Here is an 18205-nt window from a genome sequence, read left to right on the forward strand (position 1 = left end):
CGACCACCTGCCGCGAACTCGCCGCCTTCGCCGCCCGGCGGCTGAACGCCTCGGCCACGGTGGACCTGCTGACGGAACCGGGCGCCGCGCCGTGGCGCGCGGCTCACGCGGAACCGGCAGTTCAGCCCGGCCGCCGGGCCTCCCCGTACCGGTGGATCCGCGTGGGCCGCGCGGCCGGGCTGAACTGCCGGTTCCGCGTGAGCCGCGCGCCACGGCGCGGCGCCCGGTTCCGTCAGCAGGTCCACCGTGGCCGAGGCGTTCAGCCGCCGGGCGGCGAAGGCGGCGAGTTCGCGGCAGGTGGTCGTCTCGTCGAGCGTCGTGCCGATCGCACCCACCGCCTCCTCCATGGCCCGCACCCTGGCCAGGAGGACGTCCTCCCGCTCCGCTTCCCGCTCCGCCACGACACCTCCACCGCCGAGCGGTCCCCGGGCGGCGCACCCGGTCCCCCCATTGCACCAGCGGGCGGCGTCCCGCGCGCGGTACGGACCTCGTGCGCGACGGTTGTGCGGCGGGGCCCGATCTGATCGAGTACAGCAGAGGCTACTGGCCAGTAGACGATTCCGCTTCCCGGGGGACAGCCCATGACGACCGGTTTCTTCAGCTCCGTCGACGACGTCGCCGACCGCCTCGCCGCGGCCGGCTACCTCGCCTCGCCCGCGGTCGCCACGACCGTCTTCCTCGCCGACCGCCTCGGCAAACCGCTGCTCGTCGAGGGCCCGGCCGGGGTCGGCAAGACGGAGCTCGCCAAGGCGGTCACCGCGGTCACGGGCGCGCGGCTGGTCCGGCTCCAGTGCTACGAGGGCGTCGACGAGTCCCGCGCGCTCTACGAGTGGAACCACGCCAAGCAGCTCCTGCGGATCACGGCCGGCCGGGGCGAGTCCTGGGACGAGACGCGCACGGACATCTTCGGCGAGGAGTTCCTGCTCCCCCGGCCGCTGCTCACCGCGATCCGCTCCGAGGAGCCGACCGTGCTGCTCGTCGACGAGACGGACAAGGCCGACGTCGAGGTGGAGGGCCTGCTCCTGGAGGTCCTGGGCGACTTCCAGATCACCGTGCCGGAACTGGGGACGATCAGAGCGACCCGGCGCCCCTTCACCGTGCTCACGTCGAACGCGAGCCGCGAGCTCTCCGAGGCACTGCGCCGCCGCTGCCTCTTCCTCCACATCGGTTTCCCCGAGGAGGAGCTGGAGCGCCGGATCGTCACCCTCAAGGTGCCCGGGCTCGACGACGCGCTCGCCGCGTCCGTGGTGCGGGTCGTCGGGGCGCTGCGGGCCATGGACCTGCGGAAGGTCCCGTCCGTCTCGGAGACGATCGACTGGGCCCGCACCCTGCTCGCCCTCGGCGCCGACCGCCTGGACGAGCGGGTGGTGCGCGAGACCCTGGGCGTCCTGCTCAAGCACCAGGAGGACATCGTGCGGGCCGCCGCCAAGCTGGACCTGGACACGGTGTGAACGGCCCTCTCGACGGCGCCGCGGCCACCCTCGCTCCCGCCCCCGCGACGGCCGTCACCCGTCTCACCGGTCTCGTCGGTGCGCTGCGCGCCCACGGCTTCGGGATCGGGACCGGCGAGACGGTGGACGCCGGGCTCGCCCTCCGGGCGGTCGGCTTCACCGACCGCGAACGGGTCCGGGAGGCGCTCGCCGCGACCCTGCTCCACGGCGGGGCGCAGCGTCCGGTCTTCGACCGCGTCTTCGACCTGTACTTCCCCCTCGGCCGCGGCCCGGCGGCGGAGACGTACGAGGACGCCCCGGCCGGTCCGGCCGAGCTCGCCGCCCTGCGCGACCGGCTGGCCGAGGCCCTCGTCACCGGCGAAGCCGCCGCTCTCGACCGGCTCGCCGCGGAGGCCGTGGGCGGTTTCGGCGGGTACGGCTCGGGCCCCGAGTCGGACGGCTGGTCGTCGTACCGGACGCTGGGCCGGGTGCGGCCGGAGACGCTGCTGACACGGGTGCGGGAGCGGCTGCGGACCGCGCCCGGGACCGCGGACCCCGAGTTCACCGACCGGCTGCTCGACGACGAGATCCGGCGCCGGATCGAGGCCTTCCGCGAACGGGTCCGGACCGAGGCCCGGCGGCGGGTCGCCGAACGTCAGGGCCGCGACCGGGTCGCCCGGCGCGCGGTGGCGGGGACGGCGGACACCGTCGACTTCCTGCTCGCCGGCCGGGCGCAGCTGGACGAGCTGCGGCGCACGGTACGGCCCCTGGCGCGCAAGCTCGCCACCCGGCTCGCGGCCCGCAGGCGCCGGGCGTCGCGCGGGGAGATCGATCTGCGGCGGACGCTGCGCCGCTCGCTGTCGACCGGCGGTGTGCCGATGCGGCCCGTGCTGCGCCGGCGCCCTCCCCGGCGCCCCGAGCTGGTGCTGCTGTGCGACGTGTCCGGTTCGGTGGCCGGGTTCGCGCAGTTCACGATGCTGCTGGTACAGGCCCTGCACGACCAGTTCAGCCGGGTACGCGTCTTCGCCTTCGTCAACCGGGTGGACGAGGTGACCGGGCTGATCGCCCGGGGGTCCGCCGACCCGGCCGGTCTCGGTGACCGCATCCTCGCCGAGGCCGAGCTGACCGGGTGGCACGGGCAGAGCGACTACGGGACGGCTCTGGGCGAGTTCGCCGACCGGTACGCCGAGGCCCTCGGCCCACGCACCGTGGTCTTCGTCCTCGGGGACGCCCGCACCAACGGCTCCGACCCGAACCTCCCGGCCCTGAGGCGGATCGCCGACCGGGCCCGCCGGGTCCACTGGCTCAACCCCGAGCAGCCCTCGCTGTGGGGCACGGGCGACTCGGCGGCCCCCGCCTACGCCGACCTCGTCGAGATGCGCCCGTGCCGCAACGCCCGCCAGCTCGGCGCGCTGATCGGCCGGCTGCTCCCCGTGTGAGACGCGCCGGCCCCGTGGCYCCGGCGGGCCGCGGGTCCGCCCCCACGCGCGCCCATGCCTCGGCCGGCCCCGGCCCGCCGCGCTCTCCCGCGTGGCACGATCGGTCCATGGCACCCACCGGATCCGACCGTCCCGAGACGGAGTTCCCCCGCGCCATCGGCGCGCCCGCCACCCGCGCCCTGGCCGCGGCCGGCTACACCCGGCTCGACCAGCTCGCCGGAGTCCCCGCCGCGCAGCTGGCCGCGCTGCACGGCGTGGGCCCGAAGGCACTGCGTGTGCTCGGTGAGGTGCTCGCGGAGCGCGGCCGGTCCCTGGGATGACCGCCAGGTCCCCGCGGGCGGGCCTCGGTTGTACGCCGAGTGGGGGATCGAACTAGCGTGGCCCCATGGAACTCCTGGGAGAGATCACCGCCGACCGACCGCTGCTCGTCCTCGCCGTCAAGGAGGAGGCGCAGTTCCTGGACACCTCGCTGCCGGTGCTGCTGACCGGCATGGGCAAGGTGAACGCGGCCACCGCGCTCGCGACCGTCCTCGGCCGGGGCCCCCGTCCGTCGGGGATCGTGAACCTGGGGACGGCGGGAGCGCTCCGGCCGGGCTGGACCGGGACGCACGTCGTCGGCACGGTGGTGCAGCACGACCTCGACAGCCCGCTCCTGGCCACGCTGACCGGCGAGACGTACGGGGCTCCGCTGGCCCTGCCGGACGGCGGGGACGTGGTCCTGGCGACCGGGGACGCGTTCATCTCCGACGAGGCCGCCCGCGCCCGGCTCGCGGAGCGGGCGCCGCTGGTCGACATGGAGGGGTACGCGCTGGCGGCCGCGGCGGAGCCGGCCGGGGTGCCGCTGCGCATCGTGAAGCACGTCAGCGACGAGGCCGGCGACGGCGCCGCGCGCACCTGGCGTGAGTCGGTCGCCGAGTGCGCGCGGGCCCTGGCCGACTGGGCGGCGGCGAACACCCCGTACCGCGTCTGACGGGGCGGCCCCGGGGGGGTCAGCGGTGCTGGAAGTGGACCTCCGGGTTCGCCGGCGACGGTCCGTCGAGCAGCGGGCGCGGGAGTCCCCGCAGGTGCTGGTCGAAGAAGGCCGCGACGTACGCCCGGGTGACGGCGACGGCGCGGTCGGTGGGCAGCTCGGGCAGCGGCAGACCGAAGTGCCGCGAGATGACCGGGCCGTCGGAGAAGGTGAAGTGCTCGGAGCCCGCCACGGTGATCCAGCGCTTCCACCCGTCGAGGGCGCTCCACGTCCGGTCCCAGCTGGTGTCCGCTCCCCCTGGCAGGTGCGTGGCGTCATGGGTGCCGAGCATCATGAAGGGCCGGCCCCGCAGCCCGTCGGCCGGGAGTTCCTCCCAGAACGCCCCGTCCATGTTGATCCCCGCGTCGACGCGCGCGTCGGCCACCATCGTGGAGGCCGCGCTCGCCCCGCCGATCGAGTGGCCCGCCATGCCGATGCGACGGCTGTCGATCAGTCCGGCGTGCTTCCACACGGGACGGGGGCCGGTGAGCCGGTCCAGGACGTACCGCATGTCGGCGGCGCGCGTCGAGGTGACCACGGAGGCGGGCACACCGCCCTCGTCGAGGGCCGTGCAGGCGACGCAGGTGAGCGTGCGGCCGCCGGGCAGGCTGATTCCGTAGGACTCGTAGGCGTGGTCGACGGAGGCGACGACGTAGCCGCGGGAGGCGAGGTCCTCCGCGAGGTGGGTGAGGGTCCAGCGGGAGACGCTGAACCCCGGGGAGAGCAGGACCAGGGGGCGGCGGCCGGGGGCGGGCCGCGCGTCGGTCCCGCTGTGGGTGCGGGTGCGGGCGAGCAGGTCGCCGGAGACACCGGGCCCGAGCTGCTCGGCGAGCAGCCGCGCCTCCTCGCGGGTGGCGTACGACGCGGGACGGCCGCCCCCACCGCGCGCGGCCGGGTAGTGGAGGGTGACCATGAGTGCGCGCCCGTCGGCGGACGGGACCCACGGGTCGGTGCGGGAGCGGTCGACGAGCGGCAGGACGGTGCTGCCGACGGGGTGCGGTCCGGTGGGTGCGGGCAGGGTGGCGGGCTTCGCCGGCTGCGCGGTCGCCGTCGGCGGCGGGCCGTCGGTGGCGGCGGCGGTGGCGACGCCTGCGGGTAAGGCGACGGAGCAGACGAGGAGGGCGGCGACGGCCGCCCTGGTGAATCGGATCATGAGGCCACGTTAGGAGGTCCGGCCGCGTCGGCGCGTCCTGCTGGGGACGCATGTGCCGTCAGACCGGGGGCTGATGTGCCGCCCTTCGCCTCAAGTCCCGCGTGCTACCCCTGAAGTCCTCTGCGCTCCGCCTGAGGTCCCCCGCAGATCCACCTCGGATCCCTCGCGCACCTGGTGAGATCCACCGGGCTCCAGCACCACCCCTTGCGGCTCGCCCACCGCCCAACTCCCGGACCGCCCTTGACAGTCCGGAAGCCACCCTGCCTAAGCTGGAGCGTTCCCGTCCCGAATCCGGGCGGGATCTCGGCCCGGACCTGCGGGGAGGCGGATGTGCGCGGAGCGAGCGCGGCACAGCACCGTCCCCGTCCTCGCCCCCGTCCCGGCCGCCGGATGAGCACGCGGCTCGTCTGCCGACGGCACGTCGACCTCTGCCGCACCTCCTCGGCCATCTGTCCTTCCTCCCGCGCCTGACCCGCTCCCCCGGGTCCGCGCCTCCGCCGACATCCCGCCGCCCGGCCCCGCGCCGTCGCGCCCGCGCGCGTCCGTGGGTCCCGTGGCGTGCTCCGTGTTCCCGGAAGGACTTCCCATGCCCCGCCCCGCCCTGCGCCTGGCCGTCGAGCTCGACGGCGACGGCGCCCATCCGGCCGCGTGGCGCCGTGCCGCGCACTCCCCCGGCGAGCTGCTGACCCCGCGTCGGCTCGCCCGGGTCGCGGCCGTCGCCGAGAACGCCGGATTCACCCTGATCACCCTGGACGACTCGATCCTGCCGCCGGCCTCCGGAGCCGGCCCCGCGGGCCGGATCGGCGCGGTCGAGCGCGCCGCGTTCGTGGCCGCTTCGACGAGCGTCCTCGGCGTGGCGCCGGTCCTCGCGACCACCTACGCCGAGCCGTTCCACGTGTCCTCGCAGCTCGCCTCGCTGGACCACGTCTCGACCGGCCGGGCCGGCTGGGTGCTGGGGGTCGAGGAGGATCCCGCCGCCGCCCGCGCCTGGGGACGGCCCCCGGTCGAGGGAGCGGAGGCGAGGGCCCGCGAGGCGCGGGACGGTCTCCGGGTCGTACGGGACCTGTGGGACTCCTGGGAGGACGACGCGGTCATCCGTTCGGTGGCGACCAGCCGCTATCTCGACCGGTCGCGGCTCCACGCCGTCGACTTCACCGGTGAGACGTACTCGGTGCGGGGGCCGTCGATCGTGCCGCGGCCGCCGCAGGGGCGGCCCGTGGTCCTCGCCCGCCCGGGGCTCGTACCGGACGAGCTGGTCGACGTGGCCCTGGTCGGCGGCGGCAGCGCCGCCGAGGTGACCGCGGCGGCCGGGGGGAGGGGCGTGTCACCGCTCGCCTTCGCCGAGATCGAGGTGGCCCTGGACACCCCGCACGAGACGGCCGGGGAACGGATCGCGGACCTGGAGCGGCACGCGCCGTGGACCGCCCGGCCGGACCGGCTGCGGTACACCGGTCCGGCCGGCGGACTGGTCTCCCTGCTCGTCGAGTTGGCCGGACGCGTCGACGGGGTGCGGCTGCACCCGCTCGTGATCGACGAGGACCTGTCGGTGCTCTCCCGGCTGGTGCTGCCCGAGCTGTTCGTGCGGCGGGCCGCGGCCCGTCCGCTGCCCGGCACCACCCTGCGCGGCTCCCTGGGCCTCCCCCGGCCCGTCAGCCGCTTCGCGACCACCGACGACGCCGCCACACCCGTACGGGAGGAGACCCGATGACCCGCACCGATCCCTCCGACGTCCCCCGCCCGGACGCTCAGCTGCACTTCGGGGTGTTCTTCCAGGGTGTCAACCACTGGACGATCTGGTCCGACCCGTCGAGCGGCTCACAGATCGACCCGGCGTCCTTCCTCCGGGTGGCGCGGACCGCCGAACGCGGTCTCTTCGACGCCTTCTTCCTCGGCGACGGCCTGCGGCTGCGCGAGTCGGGCGGCGGTGTGCACGAGCTGGACGTGGCCGGCCGGCCGGACTCGATCACCCAGCTGTCGGCCCTCGCCGCCGCCACCGAGCGGATCGGGCTCGTCTCCACCTCCAACACCACGTACAACGAGCCGGGCGASSTCGCCCGGCGGCTCTCCGGTCTCGACCTGCTGTCGGGCGGCCGGGCCGGCTGGAACGTGGTGACCACGCACAACGCCTGGACCGGGGAGAACTTCCGGCGCGGCGGGTTCCTCGACCACTCCGACCGCTACCGGCGCGCCGAGGAGTTCCTGTCGACGGCGCGGGCCGTGTGGAACGGCTGGTCGGAGGGCGCGGTGGCCGAGTCCGTCGACGCCCGGTCCTGGTCGGTGCCGGGCGCGGTGGGACGCGTGCGGTCGCAGGGCGCGCACGTCGACGTCGACCTGGTGCCGACGCTGCCGCGCAGTGCGCAGGGGCATCCGGTGATCTTCCAGGCGGGCGACTCGGGCGAGGGTCGGGATTTCGCCGCCCGGCAGGCGGACGTGGTGTTCTCGGCGCACGGCACGGACTTCGACGAGGCGCTGGCCTTCGCGGAGGACGTCCGCCGGCGGCTGCGGGCGGCGGGCCGGGCCGAGGACGCGCTCAGGATCCTGCCGGGGACGGAGATCGTCATCGGGGCGACCGAGAAGGAGGCCGAGGAGAAGCAGCGCTGGGTCCGCGGCGAGCAGGTCACCCCCGCGGTGGCGCTCGGCATCGCGAGCCGGCTGTGGGGCGTCGACCTGTCGGGGCGGGACGCCGACGGGCCGCTGCCCGCCGAGGAGCCGGTGGTCGTCCGGGACACCGGGACGTTCGGGACGCGCTGGGTCGAGGACCCCCGGGAGGTGGTCGCGGTGTGGCGCGCGAAGGCCGAGGCCAACGGCTGGTCGCTGCGCGAGACCGTCATCGAGCTCGGTCCGCAGCGCGGTCACGCCGGGACGCCGGCCGGACTCGCGGAGAGGTTCGCCCGGTTCGTCCGGCACGGGGCCGTCGACGGCTTCAACGTCTCGCCCTATCTGGTGCCGGACGGTCTCGACGACATCGTCGAGCTGCTCGTCCCCGAGCTCCAGGAGCGGGGCGTGTACCGGTCCGCGTACACGGGCACGACGCTGCGGGAGCACCTGGGGCTCGCTCCGGCGGTGTGATCCGGGGCAAGGTGCGGGCCCGCGCGCGGGGAGCCGCGGGCCCGCACCTCCCGCCCTCGGCCGGGCCGGGTTCGGCCAGGCCGGGTTCGGGGGTGGCGCCGGTCAGCCCAGGGGCAGTTCCAGGAAGGACGGCTCCTGCTCGGGGGAGCCGATGACGGTCTGCGTCCAGGTGACGGAGGCGTCCCCGTACAGCGGGTCCTTGCTGTCGACGACCAGCATCAGCCGGTTCCCGGCGGGGAGGTCGTACGCGGCCGCCTGGAGCGTCCACGTGACGGTGGTGTCCTGCTCGGGCGTCAGGCCGTACACGTTGAGGGGTTCGTGGCTGATGATCCGGGCCGTGCCGTCCTCGGCGACGTCCAGGAGGTGGGCGTAGAGGCTCGCGGAGGTGGCCGTGGAGCGGACGGTGAGCCGGAGGCGGGGGACGCCCCGGATCCGGCGGCCGACGGGCTCGGCGTTGCCGTCCGAGCTGTCCGGCGGGCCGTCGTACGAGCTGTCCTGCGGGCTCTCGTGCGGGACGAGGGGCTCCGTGGTCCACGCGACGGCGTGGCGGCGGTCGATCTTGTGGGTGTCGTAGATCTTGGGGTTGCCCCGCCACTCCGCCTGACCGGTCTTCATGAGGGCGTCCATGGCGGTCGCCTCGGTGTCCACTCCCGCGAGGAACGCCCGCCGCCAGCCGGTCTCCGCCGCCCCGGGCCCGCCGGTCGGGACGAGGCGCCCGTCGGTGCCGCCCGCGCCGTCCCCGGTGAGGCCGAACACCTCCGTGCCGCCGGTGACCTCGCTCCAGGAGGCGCTGGTCTCGCGGCGGGCGGGCACCACGATCCTGTTCTCCCCGGTCGGTTCGCCGGTCCGCGGGTCCAGGACGGGTTCCGTCACGTACGTGAACATGACCTGGTTGCAGACCTCGGGCCAGTCCTCGACGCCGTTGCGTTCGCCCTTGAGGTGGTGGTCGAGCCAGGCGTAGGCCTCGGCCATGGGGAGGTCGGCCCCTTCCCCGCCGGCGGACGGCCCGATGAGGGCGGGGCCCTCGGGCGCGGCGTGGTCGCCGATCCACAGGTTGAGCCGCTTGGGCACGTCCAGGCCGTTGAAGGTCACCAGGGTCTGGTTGACGGCGAAGAGGCTCTCGTGCCAGGTGTTGGAGAAGAAGGTCGGCGTGCCCTTCCCGTTGGTCAGGGCGAGATAGGACTCGGGGGCGCGCCGCAGGCCCCACTCGACGACGGCGTCCAGGTTCCGGTCGGCCTGGAAGTCGGCGAGGATCGCCTGGTTGGCCGTGTCGAACTTGGTCTCGACGGGGCCACCGGTGAGCGCGAGAAGGGCCTTCACCGCCGCGAGGTGGCGGGTGTCGTGGTCGTAGAGGCTGGTCGCGAGGTTGCCCCAGGTGCTGAGGGCGACGACGGCGGCGACCCGGTCGTCGTGGGCGGCGACGAGCTGGCTGATCCCGGAGCCGTACGACTCGCCCATGAAGCCGATGACGCTCGGGGCGAAGCGGTCGACGGCGAAGTCGACGACCGCGGAGCCGTCGGCCCAGTCGTGGGGGCCCGCGACGTCGACGAGGCCGCCGGAGGTGGAGGGGAGGCCGGGGAGGCCGAGTCCGCGCGGGGTGTAGGCGAGGACGTGGTAGCCCTTGCGGGCCAGGACGAGGTACGACCAGAGGAACAGGGACCAGCCGAAGGGGGTCCAGCCGGCGGGCATGACGACCAGCGGGTGCGGTCCGGGGGCGCGCTGCCGGAGGCTGAACGCGGACAGCCGGACGTTCTCCGGGGATCCCTCGGTCGCCGCGGCACCCTCGATGTGGTGGTAGCCCGGCAGCGCCAGCGCGCGCACCTCCTCGACGGCCGCGGCGAGTTCCGCGGGGAGCAGGTCCGTGGCGCCGTCGGTGCCGTCCGGTGCGCCCAGGAGCGCGTTGGCGAGGGTCTGGCCGACGCGTACGGCGCCGGGGTCGACCGTGTCGGCCGCGGCCCAGAGGCCGCGTGCGGTGATTCCGGAGGTCTCGGCCGCGGTCAGGGCCGCCGTGCCGTCCGGGAACCCGGGGAAGTGTTCGGACGAGCCGGTGGTGAAGGTGTTCTCCTGGGGCACGTGCACCCGTTCCTCTCGCTGGGCTGGTGTCGCGACGGTCCGCGTGGCGGACGGTCACGAGCCTTGCCCATGCGGGGCGGAAGGGGCCAGAGCGCATGAACGGCGCACGTGTCACAGAACCGGGTGGGAACGACACAAGCCGCCCCGAACTCGATGTTTGGGGGCGGTGGGGGCGGTACGGGTCAGCGCGTGTCGGGTGGATACGCCACGAGGACGGCGGCGACGTCGTCGTCGAGGCCGCCGTCGCCGTACGCGGTGAGGTCCTTGTGGAGGAGGGCCGGCACCGTGTCGGCCGGTTCGCGTACCCAGCCGCGGAGGCGCAGTTCCAGCGGGTAGAAGGCGCCGGTCCGGTCGCGGGTCTCGCTGACGCCGTCGGTGTAGAGGAGCAGCCGGTCCCCCGGGCCGAACGGCACCTCCTCGACGCGGTGGTGGGACGCGGCGAGGCCCGCGAGGTTCACGGGCAGCGAGGGGTCGGCGAACCGCACGGTCCCGACCTCACGGCCGTGCTGGAGGAGCGGGGCCGGGTGGCCGCAGCTGAGCAGCCGGGCGATGTCCTGTCCGTCGGGGAGTTCCACGAGGACGACGGTGGCGAAGCGTTCGGCGGCGTCGGAGTCGGGGTCCCAGGCGCCGTACCGGGCGAGGCCCTCCTCCAGCCGGTCGGCCAGGGCGGGCAGGTCGGCGGCGGTGTCGACGGCGGCGCGGAAGGATCCGAGCAGCACGGAGGCGGTCTCCACGGCACCCAGGCCCTTGCCCTGGACGTCGCCGAGCATGACGCGTACGGCGCCGGGGACGCGTACGGCCTCGTAGAAGTCGCCGCCGATCCTGGCCTTGGCGGCGGCCGCCACGTACAGCAGGTGGAGGTCGAAGCGGCCGAGGTGGGGCGGGAGCGGGCGCAGCACGACCCGCTGGACGACTTCGGCGACGGCGGAGAGTTCACGCATGTCCCGCTCGTAGCGGGTGCGGACCCGGCTGACCCAGGCCGCGGCGGCGGTGACGCCGGCGATGACGGTCAGGTTGGCGACGAGCTCGGGCGCGGCGGCGAAGTCGCCCCGGATACCGCCGAGCAGCACCCTGGCCGCGACGGCGAGCAGCCCGATGGCGACCGTCCCGCGCACGCTCCAGGTGACGGCGGCGAGCGCGGGGGCGGCGACCAGGAGCCGGTCGAAGCGCTCCCGGTCTGGGGTGACCAGATCGAGGGCGAACGTCAGGACGAGGACCAGGAAGGGGAGCGCGCGGCCGAGGTTGAACTGGGCGCGCGCCGGAGCTCCGGGGCGGCCCCGCTGACCTGCTGGCATCTCATGATCGTACGGCGGTCCGGCCGTCGGATCGGGCTGACGGCGGCTCCGGGCGTGTCCGCGGCCGTCCGGAGTCGCGGGGCAGCGCGAGCGCGGCGGGGAGGCCGAGCGCGGCGATCAGGACGAGGGCCGGGAGGGCGGCGCCCCGGGACGGTACGAACCCGGCGTCCGGGACGAGGGCGAGGAGCAGGGTCGCCAGGGCGACGCCGAGCGCGGGTCCGATGTTCATCACGGTCTGCTGGAGTCCGCCGGCGACTCCGGCGTGGGCCTCGGGGGCCCGGTGCACGACGACCTGGGTCGCGGTGACCATCAGGGTGACGAACCCGGCGCCGAGCAGGGCGGCGCTCGCCGCGACGGGGGCCGGGCCGGCCGCCGCGTCGAGCCGGGAGAGCAGGAGCACCCCGAGGGTGAGCAGCGCGGCTCCCCCGGTCGCGGTACGGCGGGGGCCGAAGCGGCGCTGGAGCGGCGGGCAGAGCGGGGCGCCGAGCACCATGAGGCCGGCGAGCGGGAGCATGCGCAGCGCGGAGCCGAGGGGGTCGAGTCCCTGGACGTCCTGGAGGAAGTACGTCACCACGAAGAGCGAGCCGAAGAGGGCGGCGGAGGCGGCGAGCAGGACGGCGAGACCGGCCAGGACCGGAACGCTCCGGAGCAGCTCCGGGGACAGCAGGGGGCTCACGGCCCGGCGCTCGTGGCGTGCCAGGGCGAGCCCGGCGGCCACCGCTCCGGCGACGGCGAGCAGGCCGGTGGGGGCGCCGCCGGGGCGGGCGGTCTCGACGAGTCCGTGGACGAGCAGACCGAGCGCGACGGCGAGCAGCCCCCGACCGCCGTGCGCCCCGACCGGAAGAGCGCCGCCCCACCCGCCGCCGCGCGGATATCCCGCGCGGCGACGGGCCCATGCCCGCCGTGTCAGAGCCGGTCGAGAACCTTCCGGAGGGCGGTGACCTCGGCGGACTGGGTGCGGACGACGTCGTCGGCGAGTGCCTTGGCGGTGGGGTTCTCGCCGTTCCGCTGCTCGTCCTTCGCCATGGCGACGGCGCCGTCGTGGTGGGCGATCATCAGCTCGGCGAACCTGCGGTCGAAGGCCGTGCCTTCGACGGCGGCCAGGGACTTCACGTCCTGCTCGGACATCATCCCGGCCATGCCGTGGCCGCCGTCGGAGCCGTGACCGGCGGACTCGGGCCGGTCCCAGCCCGCGAGCCAGGCCCTCATCTTCCGGATCTCCGGGTCCTGGGCCCGCTCGATCGCGGTCACCAGCTTCCTGACCTCGGGGTCCGCGGCCCGGCCCTCGGCCAGCCGGGCCATCTCCAGCGCCTGCTCGTGGTGGGGGATCATCATCTGCGCGAACATGACGTCCGCGTCGTTGAAGGGGCCGGAGGCGGCGGCCGCGCCACCGGAGGAGGACGCCGGGGCGGGCGTGGAGGTGGAGGCGGAGGCGGACGCCGTGGCGGTCGCGCCGCCCTGGTCCGTGCCGCTCTTGCCGTCGTCCGCGCCGCAGGCGGTGAGCAGGAGCGCGGTCGCGCCGGCGGCCCCGGCGAGCGCGATCTTCCGGGTGGTGCGGTGGGTCAAGGAACGCATGGGTGATACCTCGTGGTGCTGGTCGTGCAGACGGATGGGGGGCAGGCCGAGACGTGCACGGGCGCGCGAGGCGCCCGCGGCGCGGTTCGGTCTAGATCCGCAGGACGGACAGCTGGGCGAGGTCGGGCGGTCGGGGCGGCGGCGCGTGCGGCGCCCGCGCGGGCAGCAGCCGCGCGAGCAGCAGGGCGAGCCAGTCGGTACGGCGGCCGAGCGCGGCCCTGAGGAGTCCCGCGATCAGCCAGCCGGCGAGGACGGCGACGCACAGGGTGGTCATGTCCATCGCGGGACCGGGCTCGTGCCCGGCGCCGTCGTCGCCGTGGGGGGCGGCGGAGTGGTGGGCCGCGGCCGTCGAACCGGTCGACGTGCCGCCGCCGGACCCCTCGGGGTGTCCGACGGCGTGCATCAGGAACACCCCGAGCGCGAGCACGACGACGAGCAGAAGGTGTGCCAGGGCACCCTCCGCCCGCCTGTGTCGTTCCGCTCGGTGTGCATCCACGGTCAGGACCTCCCGGCCGCCGAATATACCGGACGGGGGTATCAGGGCCGTGTCAGACCCGCGGGGTCTCGCCCGCCATCGCCGCGGCCATCCGCAGGTGCGGCGCGGCCTCGTCCGCGCGTCCGAGACGCTCCAGGGTGCGGCCGAGCATCAGCCGCGCGTAGTGCTCGACCGGGTCGCGGTCGAGGACGGCCCGCAGTTCGGTCTCGGCCCGGGAGAGCTGGGCGGAGTGGTAGTAGGCCCGCGCGAGGAGGAGCCGCTGGGCCGTCTGCTCCGGGTGCTCCTCGACCAGACCGGTGAGGATGCGCACGGCCGTCCCGTACTCCTTCGCGTCGAAGAAGAGCCGGGCGCGGTCCCAGCGCTCGCCGGCCGTTCCGAACTCGTAGTACGTGTCGCTCACTTGCCCGCCCTTTCGCGAGGCCCGGATCTGCCACCCTGTGGGGTGGTCGACCAGGTCAACACAGCGAGATGGTTGAGCATTCCACGATGGTGGCCGTCTCCGGACAGGAACAGGTTGAGCATGAGCAATCTTGATCGCCAGGCCGCGCTGACGGTGTGCGGCGGCCGCGGGTTCGTCGTCGCCGAGCCGGTACGGGAACTCCTCAGCCCCCGCAACGTCCGGCTCGGCGAGTCGACCGAGGTCCGCCGACTGCTCCCGAACCTGGGCCGCCGGATGGTCGGCGCCTGGGCCTTCGTCGACCACTACGGCCCCGACGACATCGCCGACGAACCGGGCATGCAGGTGCCGCCGCACCCCCACATGGGACTGCAGACCGTCAGTTGGCTCCACGACGGCGAGGTCCTGCACCGGGACTCCACCGGAAGCCTCCAGACCGTCCGGCCGCGCGAACTCGGCCTGATGACCTCGGGCCGCGCCATCTCCCACTCGGAGGAGAGCCCCCGGCCGCACGCCCGGTTCCTGCACGGGGCGCAGCTCTGGGTGGCCCTCCCCGACGCCCACCGTCACGTGGAACCGCACTTCCAGCACCACGCCGACCTGCCCCGGGTCACCGGCGGCGGTGGCCTCACGGCCACGGTCGTCCTCGGCGAACTCGACGGCGCCCTCTCGCCGGGCACGACGTACACCCCGATCGTCGGCGCCGACCTCGCGCTGGCCCCGGACACGGAAAGCCGCCTCCCGCTGGACCCCGACTTCGAGTACGCGGTCCTCGCCATGTCGGGCGAGGTGTACGTCGACGGCGTCCCGGTCCTCCCCGGCTCCATGCTCTACCTCGGGTGCGGCCGCACCGAACTGCCCCTGCGCGCCGCCTCCGCCGCCGGTCTGATGCTCCTCGGCGGCGAGCCGTTCGAGGAGGAGATCGTCATGTGGTGGAACTTCGTCGGCCGCTCCGGTGACGAGATCGCGCAGGCGCGGAACGACTGGGAGAAGGGTGAGCGGTTCGGCGAGGTGCACGGCTACGACGGCGCCCGACTGTCCGCTCCGGAGCTGCCCGCCACCCCGCTGAAGCCGCGGGGCCGGGTGCGCTGACCCGGGGGTGCTCCGGGCCGAGCTGGTCCTCCACCCCGTCCCCGTACGCCTGCTGGATGGTGCCGTCGCATCCCGGCGCGGTCGGCGTCGGTGAGGGTGTGCGGGGGGCGGGGTCTCCGAGGCTTCGGCGGGTGAGCGGCCCAGGTGGTCGAAGGCGAGGCTGAGCAGGACGGCGACGACTCAGCCGGTGCTGATGCCGGAGTCGAGGACGATGCGGGCCGCCTGCGGGAAAGGCGTGGGAGCAGTCCGGCGCGGCGGGGACGCCCTCCCCTGCTCAGAGGTCGTCGGGCCACTGCCCCAGCAGGTCGTCCTCGGACCGTTCCGCCGGGGGCGGGGCGGCCGTGACGGACTGCTCGGTCCAGATGGTCTTGCCCCGGTCCTGGTAGCGGGTGCCCCAGCGGTGGGCGAACTGGGCCACCAGGAAGAGCCCTCGCCCGCCCTCGTCCCCGAGGGCCGCCCGGCGGAGGTGCGGGGCGGTGCTACTGCCGTCGGTGACTTCGCAGGTCAGGGTGGCACCCTCGTGGATCAGCCGGAGGCGGGCGGGCTGTCTGCCGTAGCGGATCGCGTTGGTGACGAGTTCGCTGACGATCAGTTCGGCGCCGTACGAGAGGTGTTCAAGGCCCCACTCCGCGAGGCGCCGCGCCACGTCGCGGCGGAGGGGGGCGACGGCCGCCGGGTCGTCGGGGACGTCCCACTCGGCGACGCGGTCGCGGTCGACGAGGCAGGTCCGGGCGATGAGCAGCGTGACGTCGTCGGCGGGCTGCGCCGGCATCAGCCGCTCCATGGCGGCGTCGCAGCCGGCCTCGGGATCGGGGCCGGCCTGAGCGAGGGCGGCGGTGAGCAGGCCGACGCCGGTGACGACGTCACGGGTACGGTCCGCGACGAGGCCGTCCGTGAAGAGCGCGAGGGCGCTGCCCTCCGCGACGGCGAAGGCGGAGGTCTCGAAGGGGAATCCTCCGCCCGCCCCGAGCGGCGGCGACACCGGCACGTCGGCCTGACGCGCCACCCCGTCCGACGCCACCACGAGCGGGGCGGGGTGACCCGCGGTGGCGAGCGTGCAGACGCCGCCGACGCGGTCGTACACGGCGTACAGGCAGGTGGCTCCGGTGAGGAGCGGCCCCGCTTCCCCGCTGTCCCCGTCCTCGGAGGTCTCCTCGTCGGTACGGGCGACGAGTTCGTCGAGGTGGGCGAGGAGTTCGTCGGGGGCGAGGTCGAGGGCGGAGAAGTTGCGGACAGCGGTGCGGAGCCGGCCCATCGTGGCGACGGCGTGCAGGCCGCGGCCCACGACGTCGCCCACGACGAGCGCGACCCGCGCACCGGAGAGGGGGATGACGTCGAACCAGTCGCCCCGGACGCCGGAGGCGGAGGGGACATAGCGGTGGGCCAGGTCCAGCGCGGCCTGCCGCCGTGGCGCGCGCGGCAGCAGGCTCCGCTGGAGGGCCACCGCGACGGTGTGCTCCCGGGTGTAGCGGCGGGCGTTGTCGATGGAGAGGGCGGCGCGGGTGGCCAGCTCCTCCGCGAACGCCACGTCCTCCGCGCCGAAGGGATCCTTGTCGGACCGCCAGAAGTCCGCGCAGCCGAGCAGGATCCCGCGGGCCCGGAGGGGCACGGACACGAGGGAGTGAATGCCGTACGCCACGACCCTTCCGGCGCGTTCCGGATCCTGGGCGGCCCAGGCCTCGGAGCCGGCGAGGTCGGGCAGCAGGGCCGCCCCCTCGCGGCCGGTGCTCTTCGTCTCGGGGCTGCCGGGCATGGAGGTGAGTTCCGTGCCGACCGGGTGGAGCGGGTGGTCGTCGCGGACGCCGACGGAGGCCACCCGGCGCATCCGGGCACCGTTCTCGGGTTCGTCGCCGGACAGGACGGGTGCGAGCAGCTCGACGGTGGCGAAGTCGGCGAAGCGGGGGACGGCGACGGCCGCGAGTTCCTCCGCGGTGCGGACCACGTCGAGGGTGGTGCCGATGTGCACGCCGGCGTCGTAGAGCAGGCTCAGCCGGCCGAGTGCCGCGTCGGCGCGGGCGGAGACGGTACGCAGTTCGGTGGTGTCGCGCAGGGTGGCGACGCTGCCGGACGAGCCGGCCGTCCGGATGGGCCGCTGGTTGACGGAGACCAGCCGGTCACCGATGAGCCGTACGTCGTCGTCGGTGGCGGCGCCCGAGGCGAGGAGGGCCGCCAGGTCGGGTGGCAGCCCGAGGTCTCGTACGTCGCCGCCGGCGTCGGGAGCGAGGCCGAGGAGCTTCCGTGCCTCGTCGTTGACGAGGACGAGTCGGCCGTCGTCGCGCAGGATGACGACGCCCTCCCGCACCGCGTGCAGGACGGCGTCGTGGTGCTCGTACATCCGGGTCATCTCGGCTGGTTCCAGGCCGTGCGTCTGGTGGCGGAGCCGCCGGGTGACCAGGCCCGACCCGGCGACGGCCAGGGCCAGGGCGATCGTCGCCACTCCCAGCAGGAGGGGCAGCTGGCGCGTCACGGCTCCCTGGACGTTCCGCACGGTGATGCCGACGGAGACGAGGCCGACGGGGTCGCCCGTGTCGTCGAGGACGGCGACGGTGGTGTCGACGGCCCGGCCGAAGACGGTGCTGTCGAAGACCTCCTGGAAGGGCTCGCCGCCGAGGGCGGGCGCGAACTCCCCCGAGACGTGGCCGCCGATGAGATCCGGATCGGGGTGGCTCCACCGGATGCCGTCGGGATCGAAGGCCACGACGTAGGTGACGCCGGCCGCCCGCCGGGTCTCCTCGGCGCTCGGCTGGAGGAGTGCCGAGGGGTTCCGCGACTCCATGGCCGCGCGGGTGCCGGGAGCATGGGCGAAGGTCTCGGCGACGGAGAGGGACCGGGCGTACGCGTCCTGGGTGGCGTCGTGCCGGGCCTGGAGGAAGACGGCCGCCGCGCCGGCCACCACGAGGACCGTGACGAGCAGGACCTGCTGGAGCAGCACCTGTCCGGCGACGCTGGCGGGGGTGAGCCGACGCCGGACGCCGGCGGCCGCATGGCGTGGGGTCGACCGCACGTTTCCGCACCTCCGGCAGGCACCCGGTACTTGGATGTACCCGCGCACCGTACCGATCACCGTACGAACCGGTTCAGAGGCGCGCGCGTGAAGGTCATCCCCGTGAGGCCCGGCGGGGGAGGGGCCGGGCCGGGCGACGGCGACCCCCGACTCCAGACTGATGACGGAACCCT

The 18205-nt window shown here is 75.0% G+C and carries 16 protein-coding genes and 1 pseudogene; 8 read left to right on the top strand and 9 right to left on the bottom strand.

The features are described from left to right. Positions 1–347, bottom strand: a pseudogene (locus tag EAO70_RS05580) (hypothetical protein); the annotation flags it as partial. A 234-nt stretch (positions 348–581) separates the two neighbouring features. Between EAO70_RS05580 and EAO70_RS05585 the strand changes: the two are divergent. The 4 genes from EAO70_RS05585 (at position 582) to EAO70_RS05600 (ending at position 3839) form a co-directional block, all read left to right on the top strand. Then, the gene (locus EAO70_RS05585; RefSeq protein ID WP_148001894.1) at positions 582–1451 is read left to right on the top strand and encodes an AAA family ATPase; all 870 of its coding nucleotides are present in this window, start codon (positions 582–584) and stop codon (positions 1449–1451) included. Continuing rightward, complete coding sequence (locus tag EAO70_RS05590; protein WP_410091078.1) at positions 1448–2869, top strand: VWA domain-containing protein; 1422 nt, start codon at positions 1448–1450, stop codon at positions 2867–2869. Before EAO70_RS05585 ends, EAO70_RS05590 begins: the two co-directional genes overlap by 4 nt. 107 nt (positions 2870–2976) lie before the next feature. Continuing rightward, positions 2977–3189 carry a DNA-binding protein gene (locus EAO70_RS05595; RefSeq protein ID WP_148001895.1) on the top strand — a complete coding sequence of 71 codons (213 nt, stop codon included), beginning with the start codon at positions 2977–2979 and terminating at the stop codon, positions 3187–3189. Positions 3190–3254: 65 nt separating this feature from the next. Next, positions 3255–3839: a nucleosidase gene (locus EAO70_RS05600; protein ID WP_148001896.1), complete on the top strand. Its 585-nt coding sequence runs from the start codon at positions 3255–3257 to the stop codon at positions 3837–3839. Positions 3840–3858: 19 nt separating this feature from the next. Here EAO70_RS05600 and EAO70_RS05605 read toward each other — a convergent pair whose 3' ends face one another. Further along, positions 3859–5031, bottom strand: a complete 1173-nt coding sequence (locus EAO70_RS05605; RefSeq protein ID WP_148001897.1) for an alpha/beta hydrolase family protein — start codon at positions 5029–5031, stop codon at positions 3859–3861. A gap of 390 nt (positions 5032–5421) precedes the next feature. On the opposite strand from EAO70_RS05605, the gene EAO70_RS40225 reads away from it, so the two are divergent. From EAO70_RS40225 to EAO70_RS05615, 3 genes are all read left to right on the top strand, one after another. Beyond that, positions 5422–5502: a putative leader peptide gene (locus EAO70_RS40225; protein WP_385868468.1), complete on the top strand. Its 81-nt coding sequence runs from the start codon at positions 5422–5424 to the stop codon at positions 5500–5502. 115 nt (positions 5503–5617) lie between these two features. After that, entirely contained in the window at positions 5618–6739 is a 1122-nt protein-coding gene (locus EAO70_RS05610) for an LLM class flavin-dependent oxidoreductase (RefSeq protein ID WP_148001898.1), read from the top strand. Then, positions 6736–8100, top strand: coding sequence for an NtaA/DmoA family FMN-dependent monooxygenase (locus EAO70_RS05615; protein WP_148001899.1), 1365 nt, complete (start codon positions 6736–6738; stop codon positions 8098–8100). The genes EAO70_RS05610 and EAO70_RS05615 overlap by 4 nt, the downstream gene beginning before the upstream one ends. Positions 8101–8202: 102 nt before the next feature. Here EAO70_RS05615 and EAO70_RS05620 read toward each other — a convergent pair whose 3' ends face one another. The 6 genes from EAO70_RS05620 to EAO70_RS05645 all read right to left on the bottom strand — a co-directional run bounded on the left by EAO70_RS05620 (position 8203) and on the right by EAO70_RS05645 (position 13939). Then, complete coding sequence (locus tag EAO70_RS05620; protein WP_261992686.1) at positions 8203–10173, bottom strand: CocE/NonD family hydrolase C-terminal non-catalytic domain-containing protein; 1971 nt, start codon at positions 10171–10173, stop codon at positions 8203–8205. A gap of 182 nt (positions 10174–10355) precedes the next feature. Then, a complete protein-coding gene (locus tag EAO70_RS05625; protein WP_148001900.1) occupies positions 10356–11468 on the bottom strand; it encodes a PP2C family protein-serine/threonine phosphatase in 1113 nt (370 codons plus the stop codon). A gap of 1 nt (position 11469) precedes the next feature. Continuing rightward, positions 11470–12186, bottom strand: coding sequence for an MFS transporter (locus EAO70_RS05630; protein ID WP_410091081.1), 717 nt, complete (start codon positions 12184–12186; stop codon positions 11470–11472). A 188-nt stretch (positions 12187–12374) separates the two neighbouring features. After that, the gene (locus EAO70_RS05635) at positions 12375–13043 is read right to left on the bottom strand and encodes a DUF305 domain-containing protein (protein WP_148001901.1); all 669 of its coding nucleotides are present in this window, start codon (positions 13041–13043) and stop codon (positions 12375–12377) included. A 91-nt stretch (positions 13044–13134) separates the two neighbouring features. Beyond that, entirely contained in the window at positions 13135–13539 is a 405-nt protein-coding gene (locus EAO70_RS05640) for a DUF6153 family protein (RefSeq protein ID WP_148001902.1), read from the bottom strand. Between the two features lie 52 nt (positions 13540–13591). Beyond that, positions 13592–13939: a tetratricopeptide repeat protein gene (locus tag EAO70_RS05645; RefSeq protein WP_148001903.1), complete on the bottom strand. Its 348-nt coding sequence runs from the start codon at positions 13937–13939 to the stop codon at positions 13592–13594. A 120-nt stretch (positions 13940–14059) separates the two neighbouring features. Between EAO70_RS05645 and EAO70_RS05650 the strand changes: the two genes are divergently transcribed. Then, entirely contained in the window at positions 14060–15028 is a 969-nt protein-coding gene (locus EAO70_RS05650; RefSeq protein WP_148001904.1) for a pirin family protein, read from the top strand. A 274-nt stretch (positions 15029–15302) separates the two neighbouring features. Here EAO70_RS05650 and EAO70_RS05655 read toward each other — a convergent pair whose 3' ends face one another. Next, on the bottom strand, positions 15303–18032 hold the full coding sequence (locus tag EAO70_RS05655; RefSeq protein ID WP_148001905.1) for a SpoIIE family protein phosphatase: 2730 nt from the start codon (positions 18030–18032) through the stop codon (positions 15303–15305). Positions 18033–18205 lie beyond the last annotated feature (173 nt).

Origin of the sequence: Streptomyces sp. adm13(2018), from assembly GCF_008042145.1 — a bacterium.
Taxonomy (GTDB): Bacteria; Actinomycetota; Actinomycetes; order Streptomycetales; family Streptomycetaceae; genus Streptomyces.